Source organism: Leptolyngbya sp. CCNP1308, from assembly GCF_034932455.1.
In the GTDB taxonomy this organism is placed as follows: Bacteria; Cyanobacteriota; Cyanobacteriia; order Phormidesmidales; family Phormidesmidaceae; genus Nodosilinea.
This window is the reverse complement of the sequence record NZ_JAYGIH010000072.1, coordinates 307,248-331,846: the sequence shown is the minus strand read 5'-3', so window position 1 is coordinate 331,846 and position 24,599 is coordinate 307,248. Positions and strand designations below refer to the sequence as shown.

Sequence of the window (24,599 nt, the reverse complement as noted above, 5' to 3'; positions counted from 1 at the left end):
GGCAAGGGGTTTAGGGTTTTACAGCCGCTGGCTAGCACAGGATTGGCAACTGTGAAAACCCCATAGCACGGTTTTTGCTGGGACACCCAGTCATTTACGTTGGGGGATTGACTGCTGTAGGATGGTTGCCTGTGTAAAATTTCGGCTAGGTTCAGGCATTGGCGCTAGTTTTTAAAGCGCGCTCTAGGGCTCGGGCTACCGGAATGCTTGGTATGTTGCGCCGGTGCCATGATTCCCCCCTCCCAGTTGCAAAAGCTTGAGTCTTGCCCCAGCGGCCCCTTGCAGATTGAACCCTTGCCAGCTCCAGCTGGGGATGACGGGGTGGCGCTACAGACCCTGACGTTATCCCTAGCTATCCCCACCTATAACGAAGGCCAGAACATTGGCCCCCTGGTGGAACGCCTGATTACCCTGCTCGACAGCGCGATTCCCCAGGACTACGAGCTAATTGTGGTGGACGACGACAGCCCTGACCTCACCTGGAACAGGGCTCTAGAATTGCAGGCAACCTATCCCCAGGTGCGAGTGCTGCGGCGACAGGCGGAGCGAGGCCTGTCTTCGGCGGTGATTCGCGGCTGGCAGATCGCCAAAGGGCGCATTTTAGGCGTGATCGACGCCGATTTGCAGCATCCCCCCGAGGTACTGCTCGGGCTGTTGGAGGCGATTCAGCAGGGGGCTGACCTGGCGGTGGGCAGTCGCCACGTCGAGGGCGGCGGCGTCAGCGAGTGGAGCCTGGCGCGGCGAGTGCTGTCGCGGGGGGCGCAGACGGTGGGGCTGCTGCTGCTGCCTCGGGTGGTGGGTCGGGTGAGCGACCCGATGAGCGGCTACTTTATGGTACGGCGGAAGGCGATCGCAGGCCCCCTGCTCAACCCCAAGGGCTACAAAATTTTGCTAGAAGTGCTGGGGCGCGGCACCATCGACACCATCGCCGAGGTGGGCTACGTCTTTCAGGAGCGGCAGGAGGGGGCCAGCAAGGTCACCTGGCGGCAGTACATCGACTACATTCACCACCTGCTGCGGCTGCGGCTGGGGGGGCGGCTGTCGCAGCTACACCAGCGTTTCCCCATGCAGCGGTTTGTGCGCTTTGGCCTGGTGGGCCTCAGCGGCGTCGTGGTGGACATGGTGATTCTCTACCTGCTGCACACCACCCTGGGGCTACCCCTCACCCGCAGCAAAATTGTGGCGGCTGAGGTGGCGATTCTCAACAACTTTATTTGGAATGACGCCTGGACCTTTGCCGACATCAGCATGCTGCAAAAGGGCTGGTCGGCGCGGCTGAAGCGGTTTCTCAAGTTCAACCTGGTGTGCCTGGCGGGGCTGGTGCTCAACGTGCTGGTGTTGAATGTGGTCTACAACCTGGTGTTTGACCAGCGCTGGCCCTACCTGGCAAATTTGGTGGCGATCGCGATCGTCACCTTCTGGAATTTCTGGCTCAACCTCAAGCTGAGCTGGCGGGTAACGCAGGTGAAGTAGGGGCATAGCATGCCACGCCCCTAAGGGCTTCCTGATTATGAATCGAGGTTTACCAAATCGGATTTCGCATTGTACCTGCCTTCTCAACGGCAGTCGAGGGTAGCAAACACCTGGTCGGCAGCGGTTTGGGGCGCATCGCCGTGGGCCAGCACCCACACAAAGCGAGCATCGTTGTTGTGCTCTACAAAGGTCAGCAGACTGGCAGCATTATAGGTAGTGCCGCCGTCTTCAAAGCTGCCGGTCTGAACCACAACCGATACGGGTTGGTCGCAGAGGGTGCGCTCTTCGACCCGCTGCTCGGTGAGTTGATAGCTGCCCTGGGTAGTAACGCTGTCCTGAAACTGCTCAACAAAGGTTTGCTGGGCGTCGTTTCCTTGGAGGTAGGGGGGAATTTGGCCCATGGTCAGCAGCACCGACGGCGGCGAGTCGGTATTCGCCACCTGAATCACCTGCATGCCAAACATGCCCATGTTAAAAATGGTCTGGCTCTCGCCGGGGATGGCGTAGGTAAATAGCTCTTGGCTATCCGCTGAACCCTGGTCGGGGCCAACGGCGAACCGCATGGTGCGGCTAATAAAAAACGCCAGGGCCAGCCCGGCCAGCACCGTTACGCCGAGACAGCCGCCGCAGCCCAGCGCCACCCACTTAGCCGTGTTGCTTTTACCTGAGGAGGTTGGGGGTTGAGGGTTAACCTGGGTCATCGGTTAAATGCTGTACAAAACGCGGTATTGCCATCATATCGCCCCATTTTTGGGGCGCTGCCGCCGATGATGAATCTTTGCGATCGCCCAGTAGCCAATCACCGCACCCCGCTTATGCCTTCCCCGATCTGTTCAGTCAGCAAGGGGCTCAGCAAAGCACCATCGCGCCGGGGCAATAGGGATTTTCGACCAAAAAAGCGGCTATCTAGACAAAAATCTATCTCTAGCAACTTAAGCAACCCGTCGCAGGAGTGTTTATAATGCTCAATGCTGAAAAATGCTCTTTCAATAGGTAGTTTTGCTATGGCCTTTTCTCGTCTACCTGGTGCTAAATTGTCGGCCTCTGCCTGGGGTCGCCTAGGCGCAGCGGCAGCACTCTGCCTGGTTGGTGCCGTCGGCTGCACCACCCCCGTAGAAGTTATGGATCCCAATGAAGAAGCGCCCTCAACGGAAGCGCCCATGCCCGAAGAGCCTGGAGCCACAATTGATGTATTTTTCGGTGATGTCGAGAGTCCAGCGGGCGGCATGGTGAAGCAGCTCCGGCTGCCTGGCCCTGAGACTGCGGTAATGGTGGCCTGCGACCAGGAAGGCTTTGTGCCCTTTGGCTTCAGCGACATGGGCTTTGATTGGGTGGGCTGCCAGGTGCCCAACCCCGGCGACGCCGTTGGCCCTGAGTCGGCGCTGACCGAGCCTGAACTGTCAGATGTGCCTAGCCCCGTCGGCGGCACCGTCTCCATGGTGACCATCCCCGGCCCCCAGAGCTCGATTTCAGTGCTCTGCGAAACCGGTACCCCCTTTGTCTATGAAGATCAGGGCACCTGGGTTGGCTGCCAAGGCAGCTAGTCTTGGCAGTTTGTAGGGGCGCAGCATGCTGCGCCCCTACAAATCTGTTTTTTTACGCTCCCACAGCCTCTTTCGCTGCGTAGAGCACCTCGGCGGTGATGCTGCCGATCCCCTGCTCGTGGGCATACTTCTCGGTGTTGCGCTTCACCTTGCCGCGCACAAAGCCGGGGATTTTTTGCAGCTCGGCCAGGCCGTCGGCGCTCCAGCCCAGGCCCGCCTCGACAGCGGCATCGGCGCTCATGGTTTTGGTGAGAATCTCTTTGGTGTCGTGGCCACCAAAGAACTCCAGCAGGTGGTCTTCCATGCCCAGGGTGAAGGAGTTGTAGACCAGATCAACGATCTGGTTGGCCCCCTCGTAGCCCATGAATGGGCGATAGCCCACCGGAAAGTTTTGAATGTGAATGGGGGCAGCAATCACACCGCAGGGAATGTCGAGCCGCTTGCCCACGTGGCGCTCCATCTGAGTGCCAAAGATGGCGGCGGGTTCGAGCTGGGCAATGCGATCGCCAATTTCCCCATTGTCCTCACTGACCAAAATCTCGTCGCAGTATTCGCCCACCTCGGCGGCAAACCACTCAGCGTCGTACTTGCAGTAGGTGCCCGCCAGCACCACATGAATGCCCATCTCGCGGGCGAGAATTTTGACCATAGCGGCGGCGTGGGTGCTGTCGCCAAACACCACGGCCTTTTTGCCGGTCAGGTTCTGACAGTCGATCGAGCGCGAGAACCAGGCCGCCTGCGACACAAACCGGGTCTGCTCGTCGATCAGGGCATCGTAATTCACCTCGGCTCCCTGCTCGTTTAGCACCGTTTGAATGGCGCGAATGCAGCGGGCGGTCTCGACAATGCCCATGGGGGTGATCTCTACATAGGGCATCCCCAGGTCGGTCTGGAGATATTCCGCCGTCAGCGGCCCCACTTCGCGGTAGGGCACCAGGTTAAACCAGGCCCGGCCCATGTCTTTAATTTGCGTGACCAATGCGCCCTCGGGCATCACCAGGTTCACCTCAATGCCGAGCTGGGCCATCAGGGTGCGTAGCTCGCGGCAGTCGTGGTTGTTGTGAAAGCCCAGGGTGGTCATGCCAATGATATTCACCGAGGGCTTCTCAGTTTTGCCCTCGGGCAGGGTGCCCTGCTTGCGGGCTTTTTCGGTGTAGAACTGCACGATTTGCTGGAGGGTGCGATCGGCGGCTTGCAGCTCGTTGACCCGGTAGTGGTTGACATCCGCCAGCAGCACATCGCCCTGAGAGTCGAGGCTAGCCCGCTGCACAAAGTTGGCCAGATCCTCTTGCAGAATGCTGGAGGTGCAGGTGGGGGTGAGCACAATCAGGTCGGGGCGCTCTTCTTTGTCTTTGCGGACGATATTATCGACCACCTTTTCTTGGGAGCCGCGCGCGAGGACGTTGCGATCGACAATGCTGGCGGTGACGGGGGTGAAGTCGCGCTCCCGCTCTAGCATCGATCGCATAACGTTGAAATAGTCATCCCCCAGCGGCGCGTGCATAATGGCGTGCACGTTCTTAAACGAGCTCGCAATGCGCAGGGTGCCAATGTGCGCCGGGCCGGCATACATCCAGTAGGCCAGTTTCATCGGGTGAGTCTCCTTGGTGGCGGTGGTCAGCGTGAGTTTGCCGAAACACCCTGAGCCGCGCAGCCCTGGTAGACCCAACGGTTCTGATTGTCGCCAACATAGGGGTGGGCCGGGGAACTCTGAGAGAATTCTTTACCTCAGCTGCGAGATGGCGAGTGTATGGTCAAAGTCCGGCCCCCAAAGGGCCGAGGATTCCGCCTGCCGAAGTGGCCTAACTAAACCAACTGCTGCAATAGTCATGAACGGCCCTCGATATTGCTGTACCCTAGGGCATTTCAAAAAGTGTCTCCGCTGTAGATGACGTAACGGAAGACTCGCCTAGGGTTGACGTAGTTATTCACACCCTTAAGGAGTCAGCCGATGAATTCTGTGCAGCCGCCATCTAGCCATAGCCAAGCTTGGGTCGTGCAAACCTGGCTAGCCTTTTTGCTGTCGGTTGGCAGCCTATCGCTGGGCATCTTTTGCCTGCCGGTGGATGCCTGGGTGAAAGGCTATATGGGCATGGGCACCATGTTTGCTTTGGGGTCTACCGCCAGCCTCTCTAAAACGGTGCGCGACCTGCACGAAGCCAAGCAGGTCACTGCCCGCATTGACGAAGCCAAGGTCGAAAAGCTTTTGGCTGAGCATCATCCGCTAAGGTAGCGCGATCGCCCCTGCCCTAATTCTCGCTCACTTTAGGGTTTACTGATTAGGGCAGCACAGGAAAAGCTCCCAGGGTTAACCCTTAACCCTAACTTTGAGACATGTAAATCTTGAGATGAATAACTTCTTTCAGACTGCCAAGGTAAATTAGCAAGGCATAGATAAAAGTTGCAGTCCCTGCCATTTCCAGAAGCTCTTCAATCACTATAGCGATCGTTGTGCTTACACCAAACTGACCAAAATATACTCTTAAAAGCCCACTGACCATTTCCATGCCTAAAGCTCCGCCTAGATATAGAGCTGTGGCAAGCAAGAATAAATATCGAGTTTGCCTGGGCAAATCCAAGAAAAACCTTAGATATTTAAATCCAAAAAACACCACCGCAGGAATTCCAAATATAACCCAGGTATGAAAAAATATTGGGAGTAGATTAAATGCTTCTCTAAGCGCTGGAATAATCAAAATCTCGTGAAAGCTGAAGGCTTCGTCTAAGCTAAGAAAAAGAAATATTAAAGAGAGGCTCTTCCAATAGCTAAAATACTTATCTGTCTTTTTAATTGAAGTAATTACTGCTAACAATAGCGAAGCAGACAATAACATGAACGATGAATACCAAGCAGGTATATTCAACTCTTCATCAAGGCTAAAGAGTTCATAAAACCATTCTGAGCTTGGAAACGAGAACTCGGAAACCCAAAAATAAGCACTAATAGCGCCGGTTAGACCCAAGAATGCAATCGCCATAATTAAACGTTTTATCGTTTTTTTGGCAGAGATATGAAGGGATAAATTTACATCTTCAGTAGATGGCTGCGGCTTATAGCTTTCTTTCTGTAACATTATCAGGAGGATCTCGATTAATTGCCTTATTGCGAATTTTTGGAACCTAAAGCGCCTGCAACCTCGCTGTTTATTCTCAATAAAATCTGTTTTTTGAGGTGCTCTTAACCGTAGCATAAGGTTTTTAACCTAAAAATCTCCTGAGAGGAGGATTATTAACTATATAAATTGGCTATTGTGCTCTATCGCCTAACCATCACTGCCTTAGCCCGCCGAAGTCTTGGGGCAAGCCATTGGCAATTTCAAAGCGATCACCGTTTGTCTTGGGGTCTACCGCCAGCCTGTCAAAACGGTGCGCACCGGTACAAAGCCAAGCAGGTCACCGCCCGCATTGACTAGGCCAAAGACGAGAAACTGTTAGCTAAATATCGTCCGCTGCACTAAGGCGATCGCAGACCGTTTTAGAAAAATTCCTCAAAGGCCGCCAGCGCTTCGTCTGCGAGCACCGGGCCAACGACTTCGACTGAACGCTTGCCGTGCTTGAGCACCTCGCGGGCACCCAGGGGCAGCTGAAAGGGTGACTCACCTTGCAGGCTGTAGAGGCGATCGCTGCCCAAGGCATACACTAGCCGCCCCACCCCACTCCAAAAGATCGCCCCGGCGCACATGGGGCAGGGTTCAGTACTGGCGTAGAGGGTGCAGTCTTTGAGGGTGTCTGGGCTGAGGCTTTTATCCATTTGCCGCAGCAGCACGGTTTCGGCATGGCCGGTGCAGTCTTGCTCGGTGATCTGGTTGTTTTCGGCTTCGGCCAGCACCCGGCCCGAAGCATCGGCTAGCACCGCACCAAAGGGGCGGTTGCCGGCCTCGCGGGCGCTTTGGGAGAGCGCGATCGCCCGCCGCAAATGGCCCAACTCTTGCTCACTCACATCGCTCATAGGTCACCTTCTGGTTAATCGCTCATCCATCATCCCATTAGACCTGGGGCTGCTTAGGAAAGCCGTTGGGAATCTCAAAGCGATCGCCCGTGCGGCAGTACTCATAGCCCGCCATCCGCCCGATCGCCCCTACTTTATCCACATCGATGCGGTTGTTTTCGCCCAGCACATCGTCGCGCACAAATAGGTGCACCACCTGACCAATCACGATGTGAAATTCGCCCACCGGCACAATTTGCAGCGTGCGGCACTCAAAGGCCACGGGCGACTCGGCCACGCGGGGCGGCTGAATAACGCGGCTGGGGGCGGGCGAGAGATTCACGAAGTCAAACTCTGACTCGCCGTAGGGCAGCGGCTCGGCACATTCCGCCACCTGGTGGGCGTAGGACTCAACGGCCAGGTTAATCACATACTCACCAGTGCCCCCTTCGCTGGGGGGGCGCACGTTGCGCAAGGTGTCTTTTTCGCTGCCGTCGGGCTTGAGGCTAATGCTAAACATCAGCGCCAGGGGCTTGTGGCCCGCCGCGTTGAAGTAAGAAAAAGGGGCCAGGTTGGCCACGCCCTCGGGCGACAGGCTGGAGACAAAGGCGATCGGCCGGGGCACAACGCTGCCGATCAGCAGCTTGTAGCGAATTGAGGGGTCTAAAAGCTCGGGGTCAATTTCCATTGGGAGTTAGAGTTGGTGTGGGCAATTCCACGAATTTTGCCACGTTTCATCGAATGTAGCCGAACTCCAAGCAGCTAAGCCGATATCTATACTTAGCAGTTCAAAGTAACTTGGCATCCCAGGGTCATTTGACGCTTATAATCCGCCGTCAGAGGGTGACGGCCATTCAACATAGACTGAGCAGCCGCTAAACAAACGTCGCCACATCGCCTTTGAGCTGTGGAAAACCCTCAAATAGGAATACAGCAGGGAATAATCAGACATCCGGCCTGTGCGCTTTGAGCCTGCAACGTTTGGGCAGCCACTTTGCAGGCTCTAAATTGCTGAGGCGCCAGTCGAATGGCAGCGCTTAAATTTTGATCGATTAAAACGCGCTTGACATAGTCTGAGCAAGATTCGCCGTACAGCACCCCATGGGGGCAAGAGAACCCTTTACGCGGTGAAATATGCGTGCGGTAACCGTTGAGCGAGGCGATCGCGGCTCGGGTGGCCACCGATTCAAGCGTATAAGCAGTCATGGGGTGAGGGCCAAGATAGACGTCACCGCTCACTGTCATCTAAAACTAAGCCTAGAAGACTCTATCAAGCGGTCTATCTATAGCTATGGTCGCTTCCAAAAACTAACGGCAATAATCGTTAATCGGGTGCGCGGCCTCGATCGCGATCGGCGACCACTGGCGTACCACAAACTCGCTCAGGCCCACATTGTCGGGGCGATCGCGGTCAAGGGTAGCCCAATCGGCGCGATCGCCCCAGTCGTAGGTGTAGCCCAGCTGAGTCCACGGATAGGGCAGGGCGCTGGGGGGTTCTGCGCTGTTGATGGCGATCGGCTGCCCCTGGTATTGATAGCGCTGATCGTACTGGGCATAGAACCAGTGCTGATAGGCGATCGGCACCGAGACAAATTCACTGCCGGTGCGAAAAGTCAGCTCGGCCTCGTGGTCGGTAATTTCTGGGTCGGGGCTGGGGCGAAAAAGAAACTGGGGGTCAACCCAGATCTCAACCACCTGGCGATTGGCTGCCTGAGCAGCGGGTTCAGGCGGCAGCCCAAGCAATTGGCCGAGGCGCGCCGCTAAGGGGACCTCGGCGGTTGGGGTATACGCCTGGCAAAAGCGTTGCAAGTCGGGGACGACCGTAACCCAAACATCGCGGGTGACGATTAGCCGATTCCCCACATTTTGGGTATAGCCCACCCAGTCGGCCCAGGTGGCTACCAATACGCGGCCCTGGTCATCCCAACGGAGGAAGCTGTTGCGGCGGGTGATGGCGGTGAGGTCTCTAAACACTTCGTCAGGCTCGGGCATTCTGGCATCTTCGACAGCATCCCAATAGGCAGGGGGAATGGGCATAGGCCCCGCCTGCGCCTGGGCTGGGCTTGCGATCGCCCCACAAACCTCAGCCAGGCCCAGCACAATAGCCCCAATGCTAAAGCGCAGCGTTTGCCTAGAGTTAATGCCCATGCAATGCCACAGAGTTCTATCGCGTTTAGAGTACCCAGATGATGCGATTGCAGGGAGTGCTCATGGTTTTGTATGATAGCCGTCTCGGCTGTCTAATTAGAACAGGCAAGATGCCTATCCCACCAGGCATACCAGGAGTTTGGCTGATTAGTTCACAAAAGATTCTGGTCAACCTGCGATCGCCATCCTATATTTTAAGCGAAGGCTTTAGGCTAGGGCAGATCGTTAAGCACCCACAACAGGGTTGGCATCCAGGCGTTCTGCTAACCAGAGCTTAATAATGGCCTCCCGTTGAATCCCCAGCTGCTGGGCCTCTTTATCCAGAGCCACTACCATCCAATGCGGAAACGTAATTTCAATTGCCTGAGGCTCTAGCCCAGGTTGCCTGAGGGTAGAGAGATCAAAGTACTCTAGAACGTCTTCCCAATCATCGAATTTATGGTCCAGGTCTTCAGCGTTCATATAGCGATACCTCATTGTCGCGAGAGCACCGTACAGAAATGAGTGGATATTGTTCAAACATTAATTAGCTTGCCGTAGTAACCTGTGTGTCGTGCTTTAATCTAGCTTGCGCTAGAGACTGTCTGTATTCTGAAGCTTCGGCTACTTTAGTGATTCTGACTTCAGATGTACAAGTACTCAATTCTTTATCAACTTGCTTCACAGCTTTTGCTATCTCTGCCAGAGATATCCTAAAAAACTCCTTTCTCGAGTTGATGCTATTTACACGTCTAGAGTCGAACAACTTGTGTAGCCTTGATTCTAGCTCAGGGGCATTACTGCAAGAAATCATCGCATGAATGTCAAATGGAAAGGGAACCGATGCATCGCTTAATTCTTTAACTCGCTCATCTGGATTTAGCCGTCTGGTCATGCCAATTTTATAAATGTTTTCGCCAAAAGATCCAACATTTGAAATGATATAGACATGGCCAGACTTAGTTAGTTGCGCTTGTGAAATAGCCCGTTCTCTGTTGGCTTCAGCTTCCGCGACTCTCCTTTGTAGCTCTTCGATTTTTGCTTGCAGTTCTTGTTGAAGCTTTCCTGTTGCACTTTCTGCTTCTTTTTTCGCTTTTTCAAGAGCTTCCTGATACTGGCGCTCCTCTTTCTCAGCTTCTAGTCTTGCACGCTCTAGTTCTCTTTGCGCCCTTTCCTCTTCCCGCATCTGTTCTCTTATTTGTCGTTGCTCTTCTTGCTCCTGATATCGCTTCTCTTGATATTCATAAGTGAGCCTCAGTTCTTGAATTTTCAGATCGAGATATTCTGGAGTAATTTCGCAATGCGTAGTCTGCGAGAGCTTGTTTAGAGATTCATAAGCTTTTTGAATTCGTTTCTCCATCGTTTGAATGTTGTTGTATTTCACCTTGCCCACGGCAGCATCACATTCTCCATTAAATGCTCGGAGAACAAGCTTGAGGAAGCTGTCGACCATTTTTCGGCCTTCTTTCTTGCTTCCAGAGACTGTCCATTCCGTATCACATACCGCTGCACGTCGATTTTTGATGAGTTGTTTTTGTCTTGCTCGAATCTTGTCTAGTCGATCCTTGTACTCTACTGCCTCCTTGAAGTCATACTTTGACTCGTAAAAGCCAAAATCCTCTACAAAGTCTTTTTCTTCCAGCTCGGATAACTTTGTGTTCAGAACGCTGATTTTATGGTTTATTTCCTGCTCTTCAGAGTCAGCTTGTTTTTGCAGAAGTTTGATGCGATCTTGAAGGATGGAAGCTTGACTTTGAAGCTTTTTAACCTCTTCTTCTTTTGAAATTAATCCCCCATACTTCTTATCTATAGCTTGCAACTTTTTGTTGCCTTCTTGGGTGCGCTGCTGCGCTATTTTATTTTCTTCTTTGCTTTTTTTTAATTGCTGGTACAGTAGCCCTGTGGCGGTGGCAAGACCGATCGCCATCAAAAATAGTAATAATGTCATAGCTCTGATTTATGGGAATCCTTTCACTTCTTCAAAGGATTCCCCAGAAATCCGCAAGAAAGCCAAGCCTCAGCAATCTTGTGGGCGTCTCACAAGCAAAACCCCGAGTTTTTAAAAACTCGGGGTTCTTAGGAAAACCTCTATAGCGGACGATAGACGCGGTAGTTAATGTTGGGGAAGATGTTGTCTACCACCTCGATCTTCTCCAGCCAGCCGGAGTCGATTTTTTCGCGCAGAATGTCATCCCACAGCTTTTGGAAGCGCATCAGGTGCGATCGCGTTCGCCGCACGGCGTAGGGCACCATCGTCCCCGTCCGCATAATGAAGGCCCAGTCGGAAGATTGCGCCAGCAGCAGTTCCCGCGCCGCCTGGTTGAGGGCGCGCCACTCTAGCTCGTCGGCGGGTTCGCGCTTGGCCAGGTCGATCATGCGTTCGGCGGCCTTGTGCAGGTGGGGGTAGATCCAGGAGTTGGTTTCGTTCAGCCAGTATTCGTGGAAGCCCTTGTAGCCCCAGCTCGACTGAGAGGGGCGGGCCACCTGCTGGGTGGGATGACCCTGGATGTAGTCGGCCAGGTGGGTCATTTCGTAGGTGTTTTGGTCAAACCAGCTCTTGCGGAACAAGTAGTCGAGGAACCAGGGGCCTTCGTACCACCAGTGGCCAAACAGCTCGGCGTCGTAGGGCGACACGATGATCGGCGGGCGCTGCATCAGGCCGTGGAGGTGGCCAATCTGCTGCTCGCGGTTGTACATAAAGTTGGCGGCGTGTTCGGCGGCTTTTTCTTTGGCCCAGTAGGGGTCGTAGAGCTGCTTGTCGGAGAGGCCCAGGCCCTTGCCGGTAATTTTGTGATATTTGATGCCTACATTCTTGCGCTGGCCGTTGGGCATGATGTAGGGCTTGATGTATTCGTACTCGGCATCCCAGCCCAGGTCGCGGTAAAACTCGCGGTACTCGGGCGCGCCGGGGTAGCCCACCTGGGACGACCACACCTGCTGCGACGACTCGTGATCGCGGCCAAAGGCGGCGACGCCACTCTCGGTAAAGATGGGGGCATAGCTGCCGAAACGGGGCCGGGGCCGAGCGTAGAGAATGCCGTGGCCATCGGTTAAAAAGTAGCGCAGGCCGGCGTCGGCGACCATGCGCTCTAGGCCCTCGTAATAGGCACACTCGGGTAGCCAAATGCCTTTGGGGGCCTGGCCAAAGGTATCTGCGTAGTGTTCAGCGGCGACTTGAATCTGTGCCCACACGGCTTCGGGGTACATTTTCATCAGCGGCAGGTAGCCGTGGGTGGCTCCGCAGGTGATGATGTCGAGGTTGTTGCTGTCTTGGTACTGCTTAAAGGCGGTGACCAGGTCGCCGCTGTAGCTCTCCCACACGTTGCGAACGTGGTTGAACTCTTTGGCATAGTTTTCGGCCAGGTACTGCATGTGGCCGTTGTGGACGTGGCGCTCAACTTCTAGCTCGGTGAGCTCTTCGAGCATGGCCAGATGGTTATCAAAGCGCTCTTGCAGCAGCGGGTCGCGCAGCATGGAGACCAGGGGCGGGGTCATGCTCATGGTGAGCTTGAAGTCAACGCCGTCGCGCTTGAGCCCCTCAAACATCGTGAGCAGGGGCACGTAGGTCTCGATGATGGCCTCGTATAGCCACTCTTCTTCTAGAACGTAGTCACTCTCGGGGTGACGCACGTAGGGCAAATGGGCATGGAGTACGAGCGCGAGATATCCAGTAGCCATAGGGTGCCGTTGAAGAAGTTAACTGAGTGCCGAGCCGTCGGGAGGGTAACCACCGTTGACCAAATTTTAAGGCAAAAGGTAAACGCTAACGGCGGGCTGGGCTGCATCCACCAGCCGGGGCTGCTTAAGGTGAGTGAAGACAACGTCGGCCCTGGTATGCCATGGAGGGGCATGCCCAGAAGATTTTGGCTGAACTTTCTGGGGAAAAGTTAGTCGGCAGGGCGGGTTTACGTCGCTGTGCCCACGGCTTCTGGCAGGGCTGGCTGAATGCCGTTGACCACCAGCACGTCTTTGCCCCCGCCCCGCAGAGCCTGCTAAATCTGCCGAATGCCAAGGGTGGATGAGTTGATCGATGCCATAGCGTTGTCCTCGGTTGCTGCGGTTTGATGGGTCAGGGGCAACCTAAGGCCACGCTACAGCAGGGGTGAGGGGTTGGCGTGCTGTGTGGGATACATCGGGGAGGGCGTGGGTGAGTGGGGGGCAGGAACCGATAGAGTGTTAAGCCAAGGGATGCTTGCTCAAAATCAGAAACTCAACCTTCAGAAGGCAAGCAGCAAACACGATCTATGGGAAAAGTCTCTGGTTGGATACTCTGTACGGCTTTAGTGCTGGTGGGCTGCCAGCGGGAGGCGGCGGTGCCGTGGCAGGCGACTATGCTTTCGACTGAGGCGTTGGAGAATCTGGCCTATCCACCGTTTTTGGTGGATGCTCAGGCGGCGGCGCGCTACCGGCAGGAGGGGCTGGCCTTTCGGCAGCAGGGGGATCTGGCGCGGGCGATCGCCACCCTTAAGATCGCCGCTGCCCTCGACCCACGCAACCCCGAGGGCCAGGTTTTGCTGGGCTGGACTCAGCACCTGGCCGGGTTTGCAGCCCCCGCCGTCGATGCGCTGCAAACGGCCCTCGCCCACAGCCCAGAGCACGTGCCCGCCCTCAACGCCCTGGGCATTGTGTATCTGGTGGATGGGCAGCTTGAGGCGGCGGTGGAGACTCACACCCGCGCTGCCGAACTGGAGCCCAACAACGAAATCGCCCACTACAACCTCAGCCTGGCCTACCAGCGGCTGGGGCAGACGGAGCAGGCGATCGCCGCCGCCCAGATCGCCACTGAGCTAGAGCCGAGCAACCCGCACCCCTGGGTGGCCCTGGCCCTAGCCCACTGGTCAGCGGGGGATGCCACTGAGGCCACAGCAAACTATCGCCAGGCCCTGAGCCTAGACGGTCGCTACAACAGCCGCGACTACCTCGACCATTTAGAACAAGCCGGGTTCAGCCAGGAGCAGATCGAGGCGACGGCGGAAATTCGCCAGACGGCGGGGCTTTAGAAAAGTTGTGTTCGCGCAGCGTCTCTGAAGGAAAAATTTTGAATTTCTCCCACATCAAACTGCTCTTTCCTCTAGCTCCTTGACATTCGCTTAACGCAGCGGTGCTAATGCTAGTAAACCGCTGGCCTCTGCCCTTAGATAGGCATGCGCCAAGCCACGCTGTGCGACGCTGCTGTAAACCATTCCGGTGCCCCACTATGACCCCTGCCCCTCTGCCTGAGCTATCGGCCCAAAACGTGCTTTACGCCCGCGCCCGCCTGGGGGAAGGCCCCCTGTGGGACGGCGACAAACAAGTGCTCTACTGGGTCGATATTCTCAACCACCGTGTGCATGTGTTTGAGCCCAGCAGCGGCGACGACTGCCACTGGGATGTGGGCGATGTGGGCAGCGCTATGGCGCTGATGGCGGGCGAGAAGCTGCTGGTGGCGATGGGCGATCGCATCACCCACCTCGACCTCACCTCTGGAACGGTCGAAACCCTCCATACCTTTAAGTTTGATGCCCCCGGTACCCGCTTTAACGACGGCAAGTGCGACCCCCAGGGCCGTTTCTGGATCGGCTCTATGTGCCCTGAGAACCCCGGTCAGGCGGCACTGTACCGCTACAACCCCGACGGATCCGTAAAAACCATGGAAACGGAGCTGACGATTTCCAACGGGCTGGGCTGGAGCCCCAACGGCGACACCTTTTATTTAACCGATTCGCCTCAGCGCAAAATTTTTGCCTATGCGTTTGATGGGGCCACGGGGGAAATTAGCGATCGCACCGTTGCCATTGACCTAGGCGACGAAGACGAAAGCGTAGAACCCGACGGCCTGGCGATCGACAGCGACGGCAACATCTGGACGGCCCTGTGGAATGGCGGGTGCTTGGCCTGTTTTAGCCCCACGGGCCAAGCCCTGGGCCGTGTTGAACTGCCCGTGCAGCGCCCCACCTGCCCGACCTTTGGCGGCCCCAACTTATCGACCATCTACGTCACTACCGCCTCGGTGGGGCTGAGTCAAAAGGAGATTCAGCAGGGGTTTTATTCGGGGGATGTGTTTGCGATCGCTGCCCCCGTTCCCGGTCTGCCCACCAACCCCTTTGGAGCTTAAGCCTGTTGACAGTAGTATGGCTTGAATGCTGGTGGGCGGTGCCCACCCTACGCCTTCACCCCCGGAGCCTGACCATGCGCCGTCTATTTATGCAAAGCCCCATTGCCCTGGCCGCTCTGTGGATTGTGGCCTACCTGGTGATTATTTTGCTGCCCATGGCGGCGCTGCTGCTGCACCCGGCCCCGGCGGCGCGCGGTTTTTGGACTGAGTTCTCGGTGGCGCTGGGGTTTATTGGGCTGGCGCTGATGGCTTTGCAGTTTGTGCTGGCGGCGCGGGTCAACCGCATTGAGGCCTCCTACGGCATCGACATTTTGATTCAGTTTCACCGCTACACCTCGATTGTGGCCTTTGGCCTGGTGGTGATTCACCCGCTGATTTTGTTTGTCGCCCGGCCCGAAACCCTAGCGCTACTCAACTTCCCTGAGGCACCGTGGCGGGCACGACTGGCGGTGATGAGCGTGCTGGCGTTTTGCACCATGGTGGCGACCACCATCTGGCGCAAGCCGCTCAAGATTCCCTACGAGCCTTGGCGGGCGGCCCACTCGGTGCTAGCGGTGCTGGCGGTGGGGCTGGGCTTTGGCCACGGCATTGGGGTGGGCTTTTACTTAGGTCAGTTTTGGCAGATCGTGCTGTGGTCGGGGTTTATGGCCGTGGCCCTGTGGCTAATTCTCTACGTGCGGGTGGTGAAGCCGCTGATTATGACCAAGCGCCCCTACCTGGTTGAAGAAGTAGTCGAGCAGCGGGGCGATGTGTGGACCCTGGCCCTGCGCCCCCACGGCCACGATGGCTTTACCTTTGAGCCGGGGCAGTTTGCCTGGCTCACCCTGGGAGTGACACCGCTACACATGCGCGAGCACCCGTTTTCAATGTCGTCCAATGGTGACCAGCGCGATCGCATTGAGTTTGGCATCAAAGCTCTGGGCGACTTTACCCGTCAAATTAAGCATGTCAAGCCCGGCACCAAGGCCTTCCTCGATGGCCCCTACGGCGTGTTTACCACCGAGCTTTACTCGGATACCGCCGGATTTGTGCTGATCGCGGGGGGAGTTGGCATCACCCCCATGTACAGCATCCTGCTCACCGCCGCCGAACGCCAGGACGATCGCCCCTTTTTGCTGATTTACTCGGCCTCTAGCTGGGACGACATTACCTACCGCGAAGATTTAGAAGCGCTTAAGGAAAAGATCGATCTCACCATCGTCTACGTGCTGCGCAAAGGCCATGACGGCTGGGAGGGCGAAACCGGTTATGTGGACAAAGACCTGCTAGATCGCCATATTCCCCGCCACCGGGGCAGCCGCCAGTACTTTACCTGTGCCGCGCCTGTCATGATGGATGCCGTGGAGCGCGCCCTGTTTGATCTTGAGGTGCCCGTCACCCACGTTCATATGGAGCACTTCAACCTGGCCTAGGCGGGAGTGGGGTGATCGCGGTATACCAAAAGCCGCCCAACATCAGCGCCGGCATCGTAGTCTCACCTCAGCCAAGCCGCAGAGCATTTATCTGACATTCGGTACAGGCGTTCTAGAGAGCCACAGCCCTAGGATGAGCACTAAGCCGTTTCTCTAACTCGGGCAAATGTCATCTTCAACCAATCGCGAATTACAGCCCCCTGAGGCCCAGCCGCCCTCCCTATTCGATCGCATCTTTCGCGACGACGCAGGCAACATCGTCATTGGTCAACCGCCCAATCTGATAGTTTTGGTGGCGGTGGCGGCCACGGTGCTACAAACGGTTCTCTCCGGCGGTCTGCCCCAAGCCGCCGCCGATCTGGTGGCCTTTGGTGCCTGGTTTACCTGGGCCTGGCAAGAACTGTTTGAAGGGGTCAACTACTTTCGGCGGGCGATCGGTCTAGTTACCCTGGTGGGCTTGCTCGTTTTGAAGCTCAGCCTGGCCTAGCCTGGGTCATTCACAACCCCGTGCCATCATCAAGAATAATTTGAGCTAGAGGCCTTCAGCCGCTGGCTCTTCTTTTTGCTGGCGCAGCAGCTCGACCCCGCGTGAGGTGCCGATGCGGGTCGCCCCCGCCTGCACCAGGGCCACGGCCTGAGCGGCGGTGCCAATGCCCCCCGAGGCTTTGATGCCCACCCGTCCCTGGGTGAGTTCCCACAGCTGGCGCACGACTTCGACGGTGGCACCGCCCTGCCAGCCAGTGCTGGTTTTGAGAAATGAGACCCCGGCATCCATACAGACTTCGGCGGCCAGGGCAATCTCTGGCGGGCTGAGCACGGCGGTTTCGAGAATGGCTTTGACTAGCAGCCCCGTCTCTTCGCAGATGGTGGCGATTTCGCGGTGAATGGCTTCGGTTTTGCCCTCTTTGAGCCAGCCTAGATTGATCACCACGTCGAGTTCGTCAGCACCGCGCTCGGCGGCCTCCTGGGCTTCATAGAGCTTGGTGGCCGAGGTGGTCGCCCCGGTGGGAAAGCCGATGACCGTACAGACTTTAACTTTGGTGTTGTGCAAGAGATCGACAGCCTGGGCCACGTGGCTGGGGGCAATACACACCGCCGCAAAACCGTAGCGATCGCCCTCGGCACACCACTGGGCCACCTGCTCGGTGGTCGCCACGGGGCTGAGCAGCGAGTGATCTATATAAGGAGCCAGATCTACCCCGTCATCGGCTGTTGGTCGTCGGGCCATGGGTCTAAGCGCCTCTAGGTGCCAAAGGTTGTGTAGGTTTGCGATCGCATCCCACTATATAGCGTTCTGACTGCCCTAACGCTCTGACTCGCTTCCGAGGGATAGGGCAGACCACGACTCCCTCGGTACCCCGATGCTTGAAGAAATGTATCGCCTATCTCCGTGAATTTACGCCCTCTGGCCACGGGCTAAACCCGCCGTAGCTTTACACAACTTAACCATGCCCACAAAGGAGGGGCGATTCAAATTGCAGACAGGGAAAGTTTGCCTCTAATGAAAGCTGGTGGCATCTGAGAAAAAGCAACCTTTATCTACAGACCAAATCTGCTGTTTAGGTTATTTCGAAATAAACAATTTGAGAGTTTCTAAAGTGCGATCGCTCTAGCACTGACTTTAGCATTCCTTAATTGAGATTAACACTTTCAGCGTTGTTTAAGTCAACCACAAAACTTTATTTATTTGAATACATCGCTAGCACGGTCTTTAAGCAATAAGGAGGTTCCCTGCTTCACAGTATGCCTTTCACCATCGTCACCAAAGTTAAAAGAAAAAACTATTTCATCAAAAATCCGCAAATTGTCCGGATTTAAAAATCTTAGGTATTCACGCCATGTTGATGCCTATGGCTAACGCGATAAAACAAGGATGTTGACACAAAGCCCTCTTTCAAGGACTAGCTAAATGAGCCTTCAACCGAACGAATTCATGTCTAAAATGGTGTCACGCATTGACTTCAATGCTGACGACAGAACCGTGCTCCAGACGAATGCCGTCTGGGGTCTAGAAATCGCCCCAGAAATGGCCGACTACTTCTATCAGTATCTGGGCCGAGACGCCGAGATGAGCGCCATTCTCAACGAGTCTGAGGGCCGCATTCACCGCCTGCGCGAAACCTTTGTGGCCTGGTTTCACGAGATGTTTACCGGCATGGATGACTGGGGCGAAGCCTACGCTGAGCGGCGCTGGCGCATTGGCCTGATTCACGTGCGCATTGGCATTGGCCCCCAGCATGTGGTGCCCGCTATGGCCGTGGTCGTGCACGAGGCTGGCAAGCGCGCCATAGCCGACGGCAAAGATCAGCAGTTGCGCGACGCCCTGGCAAAAATTTGCATGGTTGATCTGGCCTTTATTGAGCAAGCCTACATCGAAGTTTCCTCAGCTGCGGTGCTGAGAGAAACCGGCTGGTCTGAGGGTCTCTTCAGACGCCTGGTTGCCACCGGTGCCGGAGCGATGTAGCGCTCGTCAATCTAACATTTCTGCTGATTTTAAGCCTGCTCAATTTATTGATTTCCCCTACCCACAGAGAGAATTACCATGGCCATTAGCACCGAAAAACTCACCCACATTCTACAGAGTTTTGTTACCTCGACCACTGATATTCAAGGAGCAGCCGTAGTCACCCCGGATGGTCTACCCCTGGCTGCCACCCTGCCCGGCGGCATGGATGAAGAACGGGTCTCGGCGATGTCGGCCGCTATGCTTTCCCTGGGCGATCGCATTGGCAGCGAACTGGCTCGGGGCGGCATCGATCGCATTTTTGTCGAGGGCGACAAAGGCTACGGCATTCTCACCAGCTGCGGCGAAGACGCCGTGTTTCTCGTGCTGGCCGACAAGGCGGCAAAGCAGGGCCTGCTGATGCTTGAAATCAAGCGCACCCTGGCCGATCTAAAAGCCGTTTTGATGTAGTACCCGCAGAACACCCCCCTTTTTAAGGGGGGCCTGGGGGATCTCCCACCCTTGCCATCCCCCAGACCTCTCTGCCCGCGCGAATTTGTGGTGTGCCCCCACGACCTTTGACCTTATTCTTCATTGCCTCCGCCCATCCATGGAAATCATGCGTTTAGTGGTCACCGGCCCCGTGGGGGCCGGGAAATCAACCTTTATTCGATCGGTCAGCGAGATTGAGGTGGTAGACACCGATCGCCGCGCCACCGACGACGCCCTCTTGCTTAAAAAGCGCACCACCGTTGCCTTTGACTTTGGCCGCCTTCAATTTGGCCCTGACATGGCACTGCATCTCTACGGCACCCCCGGCCAGTCGCGCTTCGACTTCATGTGGGACATTTTGATTCAAAAGGCCCACGCCTACATTTTGCTGGTGGCCGCCCACCGGCCCCACGAGTTTCGCGAGGCCCGCCGCATCATGATGTTCATGAAACAGCGATCGCCCGTGCCGATGATCATTGGCCTCACCCACACCGACTGCCCCGGTGCCTGGGATGCCGCCAACATTGCCCTGGCCTTGGGCTACCCCAACCCCGCCCGCCGCCCGCCTGTGGTGGCCGTCAACGCCAACGAAACTGCTTCTGTCGCCCAGGCCGTAATTGCCCTGGTGCAGCACACCTGGGCTGGCAGTTTAACCCCCACTGCTTAGCCATCTGACCATGAAATTTTGATGAGCACTATGCGGGATTTACAGAGGCGACGCTGAAGCTACCGGTACACAACAGTCACTCCCCCGGCCTAACTCCCCCACGCCCCGACGCTCCCCACCCCTCGCTCCCCACCCGTCCACTCGCCCACAGAAAGGGATAGCACCCATGACTGTCACCGGATACCTCGCCGATTTCTCTCTGCCCGAACTGTTTCAGCTGCTAGAACAGGGCAACAAAACCGGCCTGCTCACCATTTGCACCCTCACCGACAAAACCAGCATCGATCGCCACAACCACCATATCTGGTTTAGCCAGGGGCAAATTGTCGCCGCTGGCAACAGCCTCGACCAGCAGGGACTGATGCGGCTGATCGCCCAGCGGGGCTGGATGGGCGATCGCGCCGTCTCTCGGCTGGCTCAAAGCTGCCAGATTCAGACCCCCCTGGGGCTGTGCCTTAAAAATCAGGGGGTGCTTACCGCCGAACAGCTCAAGCTGCTGTTCTACACCCAGGTAATGCGCCAGGTGTGCGCCCTGTTTGCCCTGACCGACGGCTGGTTTCAGTTTGACCCCAAGGCCCCGCTGCCCTCCGCCGAAATGACTGGCCTGATTGCCACCGCCACCGATGTCACCCTGGCCGGGCTGCGCGCCCTCAAAGACTGGGCCGCCCTTGACGAAAAACTGCCCGACCCCTCCTCAGCGCTGGTCAGCGTAGTCGAGAGCAAGCCCAACCTGCGCCTCAACCCCAACGAATGGCAGGTGTGGGAGTTTACCAACGGCACCATGGCCATTAAGGACATCGCCCAGCAGCTCAACCTGCCCGTGGCCAAGACCCAGCAGATCGCCTTTCGCCTGATTGTGACCGGCCTAGCCGAAGAAATGCCCTTGATAACCGCGCCCCCCGCGTCCTCCTTTGACTTGGACGAGCCCGAAGCGCTAGCTCACAGCCCCATCCCAGGCACCACTGCCGGTGCCGCCCCGATCAGCCAATCGTTTCTACAAAACCTAGTCGGCTTTCTCAAAGGCAAGGTATAGCTATGACCCAAGACGCCCTCCTACTGCTGCAAGGATTTCTCGGCCTGCTCAAACTCGCCGACCTACTCACTAGCCCCCCCGGCCTCGCCCTTACCCTCTGGCTCTGGCTCTGGCTCACGCTGCCCTACGACACCGCCCTCGGTCTTTGGCTGGCTACCCTCGTACCGCTGCTAATGGCGAACCATGAAGCAGCAAAAGACAAATTTTAAATTCCCAGTTCGACGCCCCAATTCAAAACCTCTCCATCTCTCCATGAATCCCACCACCCTCCAAACCTTCACCTGGGATGACTCCCTCAGCACCGGCGTACCGATGATCGACGCCCACCACAAGGAGCTGATCGCTGCGGTGAATGATCTGGGATTGGCGATCGCCCATCAAAAAGGCAGTACCGCCATCAAAAAACTCTTTGCCTTTCTCAAGTTCTACGCCGAGTGGCACTTCGAGCACGAAGAAGCCTGTGCCGCCAAGCACAAATGCCCGATCGCCGAGGTCAACCAGCAGGCCCATGCCACCTTCATCAGCACCTTTGGCCACCTGCACGACCAGTACAAAGCCAGCGAGGCCAGCGACACCGTTGCCTTAGAGATCTACGAAAAACTGGTGGACTGGCTGACCAGCCACATTCTCAAAATCGACACCCACATCGGGCGCTGCATCCGCAATTCAGCGCCCGCGTAGGGGCAAACGCGGTTTGCTCTAGCCAACCTGAGATCTAATCCAAAATCCGATTTGGGAAACCCCGATTCATCATCAGGAATCCCGTAGGGGCGTAGCATGCTACGCCCCCACCCTCTCTAGCTCGAAGCATCCCCAGCCCCAGCGCCGTTGGTCAAGCGCTGGCTTTCGTTGAACTCGGTTTGGTCAAACATATGCACCGTGCGAATCGGGTAGGGAATCGAAATTCCGGCCTCGTCGCAGGCGGCCTTGAGGGCGATCGCCACCCGCGATTTAACCCGCCGCACCTCGGCAATCTGCGGCGTTGTCCAGTAGCGCACCTTAAAGTCGATCGAGCTCTCGCCAAAGCCCACCACATCGACCTCGGGGGCCGGGTCACTCAGCACCCCATCGGCGCGGTTGATCACCGCTAGAAAGGTCTGCTTGGCCAGGGGCAGGGGCGTGGTGTAATCGACCCCAATATCCAGGTCGGTGCGGCGGCTGCGAAAGGCGGTCAGCACCCGCACCGGGTTGGTAAACACGATGGAATTGGGAATTTCGACCAGTTCGCCCGTGTAAGTGCGCAGCTGGGTCGAGCGAATCTTGATCGCCTCCACCGTACCCTCGTAGTCGCTCATGACCACCTGGTCGCCCAGGCGAAAGGGCTCTTCTACCAGCAGCAAAATGCCCGCCAAAAAGTTCTTAAAAATGTCTTGAAAGGCAAAGCCGATCGCCACCGAACCCAGCCCCAGCAGGCCAATAATATCGCCCAACCGCAGGTCAGGAAACGCGATCACCGCCGCAATAATGATGCCTATCACCCAGGTGCCAATGCGGGCGACTTGCACTGCCAGTAGTTGCAGCGATCGGCTCGGTACCAGCCGCTGGGTCATCTTACGCGCAAGGCGCTGGGCCACCTTGGCGGCGTATCCGGTCAACGCCACCAGCACCAGCCCGACCACTATCCCTGGCAAAAGCTGAATAAACTGCCCGACCAAATCAAGCAAACTGGTCTGGATGCGCTCAAGCAGGGGATTCATGGCTTCGGGTAATAAATCTATCGAGACAAACCTTTCGCAGGCTACCACTGAAGGGCGCGATCGTCATCTGCCTCAGTGATCTTGCCTAATGCAGGCAAAATGGCTGAATGGCTCTAGAGTAAACATCCTAGAAACTGCTCGTACCCCCGTTTGAACTGCTCTTTACCGCCCTGCTCGACGATGCTGCCATGGGCCATAATCACCCGCTCAAAATCCCACTTGAGTACCTGCTGAGCGGCTGCTCTAACCGTTGGTTTGTCTGTAGTCGAGATGCGCTCTAGCAATGACGGGCTGAGGCTTTTGTAGCCGCCGCCAACTCTAGTCACCAGCTGGGTCAGCCAAGGAAAGCTCCGATCAAAAAAGAAGGCTGTATCCGTCAAAATCAGGGTACGGCTAGCGCTATGGAAGAAGATCCACTCATCCAGCGGATCCGGGCCACTGGGGCTAAGGGTTTTGAATCCGTCAAAGAACAGACAATCAATCCCATTCCACGGGCTGCTGGCACCGCTTTCTATCACTTGGTCGATCGCCAACCCTGGCTGCTTTGCCCTTAGCCCCGCCGTAGCCCAAAACGTCGCCGCTGGGTACGCCGCTTTGAACTCTGGTGCAAATAGATAGTGATAGAGGTTGGGCGCAATAATATGTCTAACCGTCCCCAGCTCATCTAGCTCACCCACCAGGTCATCACCCACCTGAATTGGTGAAATGATAACCAATTCATTCCTGGCTAGGCGAATCACCGTCATGCGGGTGCCAATGCTCAACCCAAAATACCGCAGCGGCTGCTCGGCCACCCAAAGATTTCGATCAATTGCTCTGAGCATGATTTAACAGCTAAACAGAACCCCTCATCTACCCGCTACACGCACCTCACTTGATCAACTCCGCCCATGGCTAGACGCTGCCTCTAGCCTGGCTGCCTAAGCTGAGACTATAGCGCTAGCGAACTCAGACTACAACTGCCCATCGCCAAGACTGAGGCGATGAGTTGCCTGGCAACCGCCCAGCCCCTCTGACCAAGCGTTCTAACCTGCTGGGGTTGCCACTGCTCTAAACATCGAAATCGCTAGCCATAGATAGATCGTTAAGGAGAATCAGCATGACCCAAGAACTAACCAACCGCAAAGTGGCAATTTTAGCCACCGATGGCTTTGAGCAAGTTGAGCTAACTGACCCCAAACAAGCCCTAGAGCAAGCCGGTGCCCAGGTGCATGTCGTCGCCCCCGAGGGTGACTCAATTCAAGGCTGGAATCACCAGGACAAAGGCGACAAGATACCGGTCGATTGCACCCTTGACCAGGTCAGCGCCAGCGACTACGATGCCCTGGTGCTACCGGGCGGGCACTTCAACCCAGATCAGCTCCGCACCAACAGTCAAGCCGTTCAATTTGTCAGAGAATTTTTTGCCGCCAGCAAACCCGTCGCCGCCATTTGCCACGGGCCATGGACGTTGATTGAAGCCGATGTGGTCAAGGGTCGCACTCTAACCTCCTGGCCGTCATTAAAGACCGACCTGCGCAATGCCGGGGCCACATGGGTCGATCAAGAGGTGGTTGTCGATCAAGGGTTAGTCACCAGCCGCAACCCAAAAGATTTGCCCGCCTTCAACAGCAAAATAGTCGAGGAATTTTGCGAGGGCAAACATCTTGCCCAGGCTCGGTCGGTCTAAATTTGGCCACCCAAAGATCT

General features: G+C 56.4%; 28 protein-coding genes. 15 read left to right on the top strand and 13 right to left on the bottom strand.

Annotated features, from left to right (window positions below; genetic code table 11):
* The first annotated feature begins 228 nt into the window (after positions 1 to 228).
* Entirely contained in the window at positions 229 to 1,473 is a 1,245-nt protein-coding gene (locus VB780_RS15880; protein ID WP_323352140.1) for a glycosyltransferase, read from the top strand.
* A gap of 83 nt (positions 1,474 to 1,556) precedes the next feature.
* Here the strand turns inward: VB780_RS15880 and VB780_RS15875 are convergent, their stop codons facing one another.
* Positions 1,557 to 2,174, bottom strand: a complete 618-nt coding sequence (locus VB780_RS15875) for a hypothetical protein (protein WP_323352139.1) — start codon at positions 2,172 to 2,174, stop codon at positions 1,557 to 1,559.
* A gap of 303 nt (positions 2,175 to 2,477) precedes the next feature.
* Between VB780_RS15875 and VB780_RS15870 the strand changes: the two genes are divergently transcribed.
* Positions 2,478 to 3,017, top strand: coding sequence for a hypothetical protein (locus tag VB780_RS15870; RefSeq protein WP_323352138.1), 540 nt, complete (start codon positions 2,478 to 2,480; stop codon positions 3,015 to 3,017).
* A gap of 52 nt (positions 3,018 to 3,069) precedes the next feature.
* Here VB780_RS15870 and bchB read toward each other — a convergent pair whose 3' ends face one another.
* On the bottom strand, positions 3,070 to 4,608 hold the full coding sequence (gene bchB / locus VB780_RS15865) for a ferredoxin:protochlorophyllide reductase (ATP-dependent) subunit B (RefSeq protein ID WP_323352137.1): 1,539 nt from the start codon (positions 4,606 to 4,608) through the stop codon (positions 3,070 to 3,072).
* Positions 4,609 to 4,968: 360 nt separating this feature from the next.
* Here bchB and VB780_RS15860 point away from each other — a divergent pair, with 360 nt between their 5' ends.
* A complete protein-coding gene (locus VB780_RS15860) occupies positions 4,969 to 5,250 on the top strand; it encodes a YiaA/YiaB family inner membrane protein (protein ID WP_323352136.1) in 282 nt (93 codons plus the stop codon).
* An 88-nt stretch (positions 5,251 to 5,338) separates the two neighbouring features.
* Here the strand turns inward: VB780_RS15860 and VB780_RS15855 are convergent, their stop codons facing one another.
* The 8 genes from VB780_RS15855 to VB780_RS15820 form a co-directional block, all read right to left on the bottom strand.
* Positions 5,339 to 6,091, bottom strand: coding sequence for a hypothetical protein (locus VB780_RS15855; RefSeq protein ID WP_323352135.1), 753 nt, complete (start codon positions 6,089 to 6,091; stop codon positions 5,339 to 5,341).
* A 401-nt stretch (positions 6,092 to 6,492) separates the two neighbouring features.
* The gene (locus VB780_RS15850; RefSeq protein ID WP_323352134.1) at positions 6,493 to 6,966 is read right to left on the bottom strand and encodes a nucleoside deaminase; all 474 of its coding nucleotides are present in this window, start codon (positions 6,964 to 6,966) and stop codon (positions 6,493 to 6,495) included.
* 37 nt (positions 6,967 to 7,003) lie between these two features.
* Entirely contained in the window at positions 7,004 to 7,633 is a 630-nt protein-coding gene (locus VB780_RS15845) for a flavin reductase family protein (protein ID WP_323352133.1), read from the bottom strand.
* Between the two features lie 230 nt (positions 7,634 to 7,863).
* On the bottom strand, positions 7,864 to 8,151 hold the full coding sequence (gene yidD, locus VB780_RS15840; protein ID WP_323352132.1) for a membrane protein insertion efficiency factor YidD: 288 nt from the start codon (positions 8,149 to 8,151) through the stop codon (positions 7,864 to 7,866).
* A gap of 102 nt (positions 8,152 to 8,253) precedes the next feature.
* A complete protein-coding gene (locus VB780_RS15835) occupies positions 8,254 to 9,093 on the bottom strand; it encodes a hypothetical protein (RefSeq protein WP_323352131.1) in 840 nt (279 codons plus the stop codon).
* Positions 9,094 to 9,318: 225 nt separating this feature from the next.
* On the bottom strand, positions 9,319 to 9,555 hold the full coding sequence (gene brnA, locus VB780_RS15830; protein ID WP_323352130.1) for a type II toxin-antitoxin system BrnA family antitoxin: 237 nt from the start codon (positions 9,553 to 9,555) through the stop codon (positions 9,319 to 9,321).
* Between the two features lie 64 nt (positions 9,556 to 9,619).
* A complete protein-coding gene (locus VB780_RS15825) occupies positions 9,620 to 11,020 on the bottom strand; it encodes a DUF4041 domain-containing protein (RefSeq protein WP_323352129.1) in 1,401 nt (466 codons plus the stop codon).
* A gap of 140 nt (positions 11,021 to 11,160) precedes the next feature.
* Positions 11,161 to 12,750: a glycoside hydrolase family 57 protein gene (locus tag VB780_RS15820; protein WP_323352128.1), complete on the bottom strand. Its 1,590-nt coding sequence runs from the start codon at positions 12,748 to 12,750 to the stop codon at positions 11,161 to 11,163.
* Between the two features lie 161 nt (positions 12,751 to 12,911).
* Here VB780_RS15820 and VB780_RS15815 point away from each other — a divergent pair, with 161 nt between their 5' ends.
* The 5 genes from VB780_RS15815 (at position 12,912) to VB780_RS15795 (ending at position 17,065) form a co-directional block, all read left to right on the top strand.
* A complete protein-coding gene (locus VB780_RS15815) occupies positions 12,912 to 13,094 on the top strand; it encodes a hypothetical protein (RefSeq protein ID WP_323352127.1) in 183 nt (60 codons plus the stop codon).
* A gap of 222 nt (positions 13,095 to 13,316) precedes the next feature.
* On the top strand, positions 13,317 to 14,072 hold the full coding sequence (locus tag VB780_RS15810; protein ID WP_323352126.1) for a tetratricopeptide repeat protein: 756 nt from the start codon (positions 13,317 to 13,319) through the stop codon (positions 14,070 to 14,072).
* 197 nt (positions 14,073 to 14,269) lie between these two features.
* Entirely contained in the window at positions 14,270 to 15,166 is an 897-nt protein-coding gene (locus VB780_RS15805; protein WP_323352125.1) for an SMP-30/gluconolactonase/LRE family protein, read from the top strand.
* A gap of 74 nt (positions 15,167 to 15,240) precedes the next feature.
* Positions 15,241 to 16,578, top strand: a complete 1,338-nt coding sequence (locus VB780_RS15800) for a ferric reductase-like transmembrane domain-containing protein (RefSeq protein ID WP_323352123.1) — start codon at positions 15,241 to 15,243, stop codon at positions 16,576 to 16,578.
* Between the two features lie 166 nt (positions 16,579 to 16,744).
* The gene (locus VB780_RS15795) at positions 16,745 to 17,065 is read left to right on the top strand and encodes a hypothetical protein (RefSeq protein ID WP_323352122.1); all 321 of its coding nucleotides are present in this window, start codon (positions 16,745 to 16,747) and stop codon (positions 17,063 to 17,065) included.
* Positions 17,066 to 17,110: 45 nt separating this feature from the next.
* On the opposite strand, the gene deoC is transcribed toward VB780_RS15795, so the two are convergent.
* Positions 17,111 to 17,806 carry a deoxyribose-phosphate aldolase gene (gene deoC / locus VB780_RS15790; protein ID WP_323352121.1) on the bottom strand — a complete coding sequence of 232 codons (696 nt, stop codon included), beginning with the start codon at positions 17,804 to 17,806 and terminating at the stop codon, positions 17,111 to 17,113.
* 681 nt (positions 17,807 to 18,487) lie between these two features.
* Between deoC and VB780_RS15785 the strand changes: the two genes are divergently transcribed.
* The 6 genes from VB780_RS15785 (at position 18,488) to VB780_RS15760 (ending at position 21,894) form a co-directional block, all read left to right on the top strand.
* Positions 18,488 to 19,042, top strand: coding sequence for a protoglobin domain-containing protein (locus VB780_RS15785; protein WP_323352120.1), 555 nt, complete (start codon positions 18,488 to 18,490; stop codon positions 19,040 to 19,042).
* 78 nt (positions 19,043 to 19,120) lie between these two features.
* A complete protein-coding gene (locus VB780_RS15780; protein ID WP_323352119.1) occupies positions 19,121 to 19,492 on the top strand; it encodes a roadblock/LC7 domain-containing protein in 372 nt (123 codons plus the stop codon).
* Between the two features lie 139 nt (positions 19,493 to 19,631).
* Positions 19,632 to 20,180 (top strand): GTP-binding protein, encoded by a 549-nt coding sequence (locus VB780_RS15775; protein WP_323352118.1) that lies wholly within the window; start codon positions 19,632 to 19,634, stop codon positions 20,178 to 20,180.
* Positions 20,181 to 20,346: 166 nt separating this feature from the next.
* A complete protein-coding gene (locus tag VB780_RS15770) occupies positions 20,347 to 21,213 on the top strand; it encodes a DUF4388 domain-containing protein (protein ID WP_323352117.1) in 867 nt (288 codons plus the stop codon).
* Positions 21,214 to 21,215: 2 nt separating this feature from the next.
* Entirely contained in the window at positions 21,216 to 21,422 is a 207-nt protein-coding gene (locus VB780_RS15765) for a hypothetical protein (RefSeq protein WP_323352116.1), read from the top strand.
* A gap of 43 nt (positions 21,423 to 21,465) precedes the next feature.
* Positions 21,466 to 21,894 (top strand): hemerythrin family protein, encoded by a 429-nt coding sequence (locus tag VB780_RS15760; RefSeq protein ID WP_323352115.1) that lies wholly within the window; start codon positions 21,466 to 21,468, stop codon positions 21,892 to 21,894.
* Positions 21,895 to 22,010: 116 nt separating this feature from the next.
* Here VB780_RS15760 and VB780_RS15755 read toward each other — a convergent pair whose 3' ends face one another.
* On the bottom strand, positions 22,011 to 22,910 hold the full coding sequence (locus tag VB780_RS15755; RefSeq protein WP_323352114.1) for a mechanosensitive ion channel family protein: 900 nt from the start codon (positions 22,908 to 22,910) through the stop codon (positions 22,011 to 22,013).
* Between the two features lie 113 nt (positions 22,911 to 23,023).
* Entirely contained in the window at positions 23,024 to 23,734 is a 711-nt protein-coding gene (locus tag VB780_RS15750; RefSeq protein ID WP_323352113.1) for a DUF4336 domain-containing protein, read from the bottom strand.
* A 275-nt stretch (positions 23,735 to 24,009) separates the two neighbouring features.
* Between VB780_RS15750 and VB780_RS15745 the strand changes: the two genes are divergently transcribed.
* Positions 24,010 to 24,579, top strand: coding sequence for a type 1 glutamine amidotransferase domain-containing protein (locus VB780_RS15745; RefSeq protein WP_323352112.1), 570 nt, complete (start codon positions 24,010 to 24,012; stop codon positions 24,577 to 24,579).
* Positions 24,580 to 24,599: the final 20 nt, after the last annotated feature.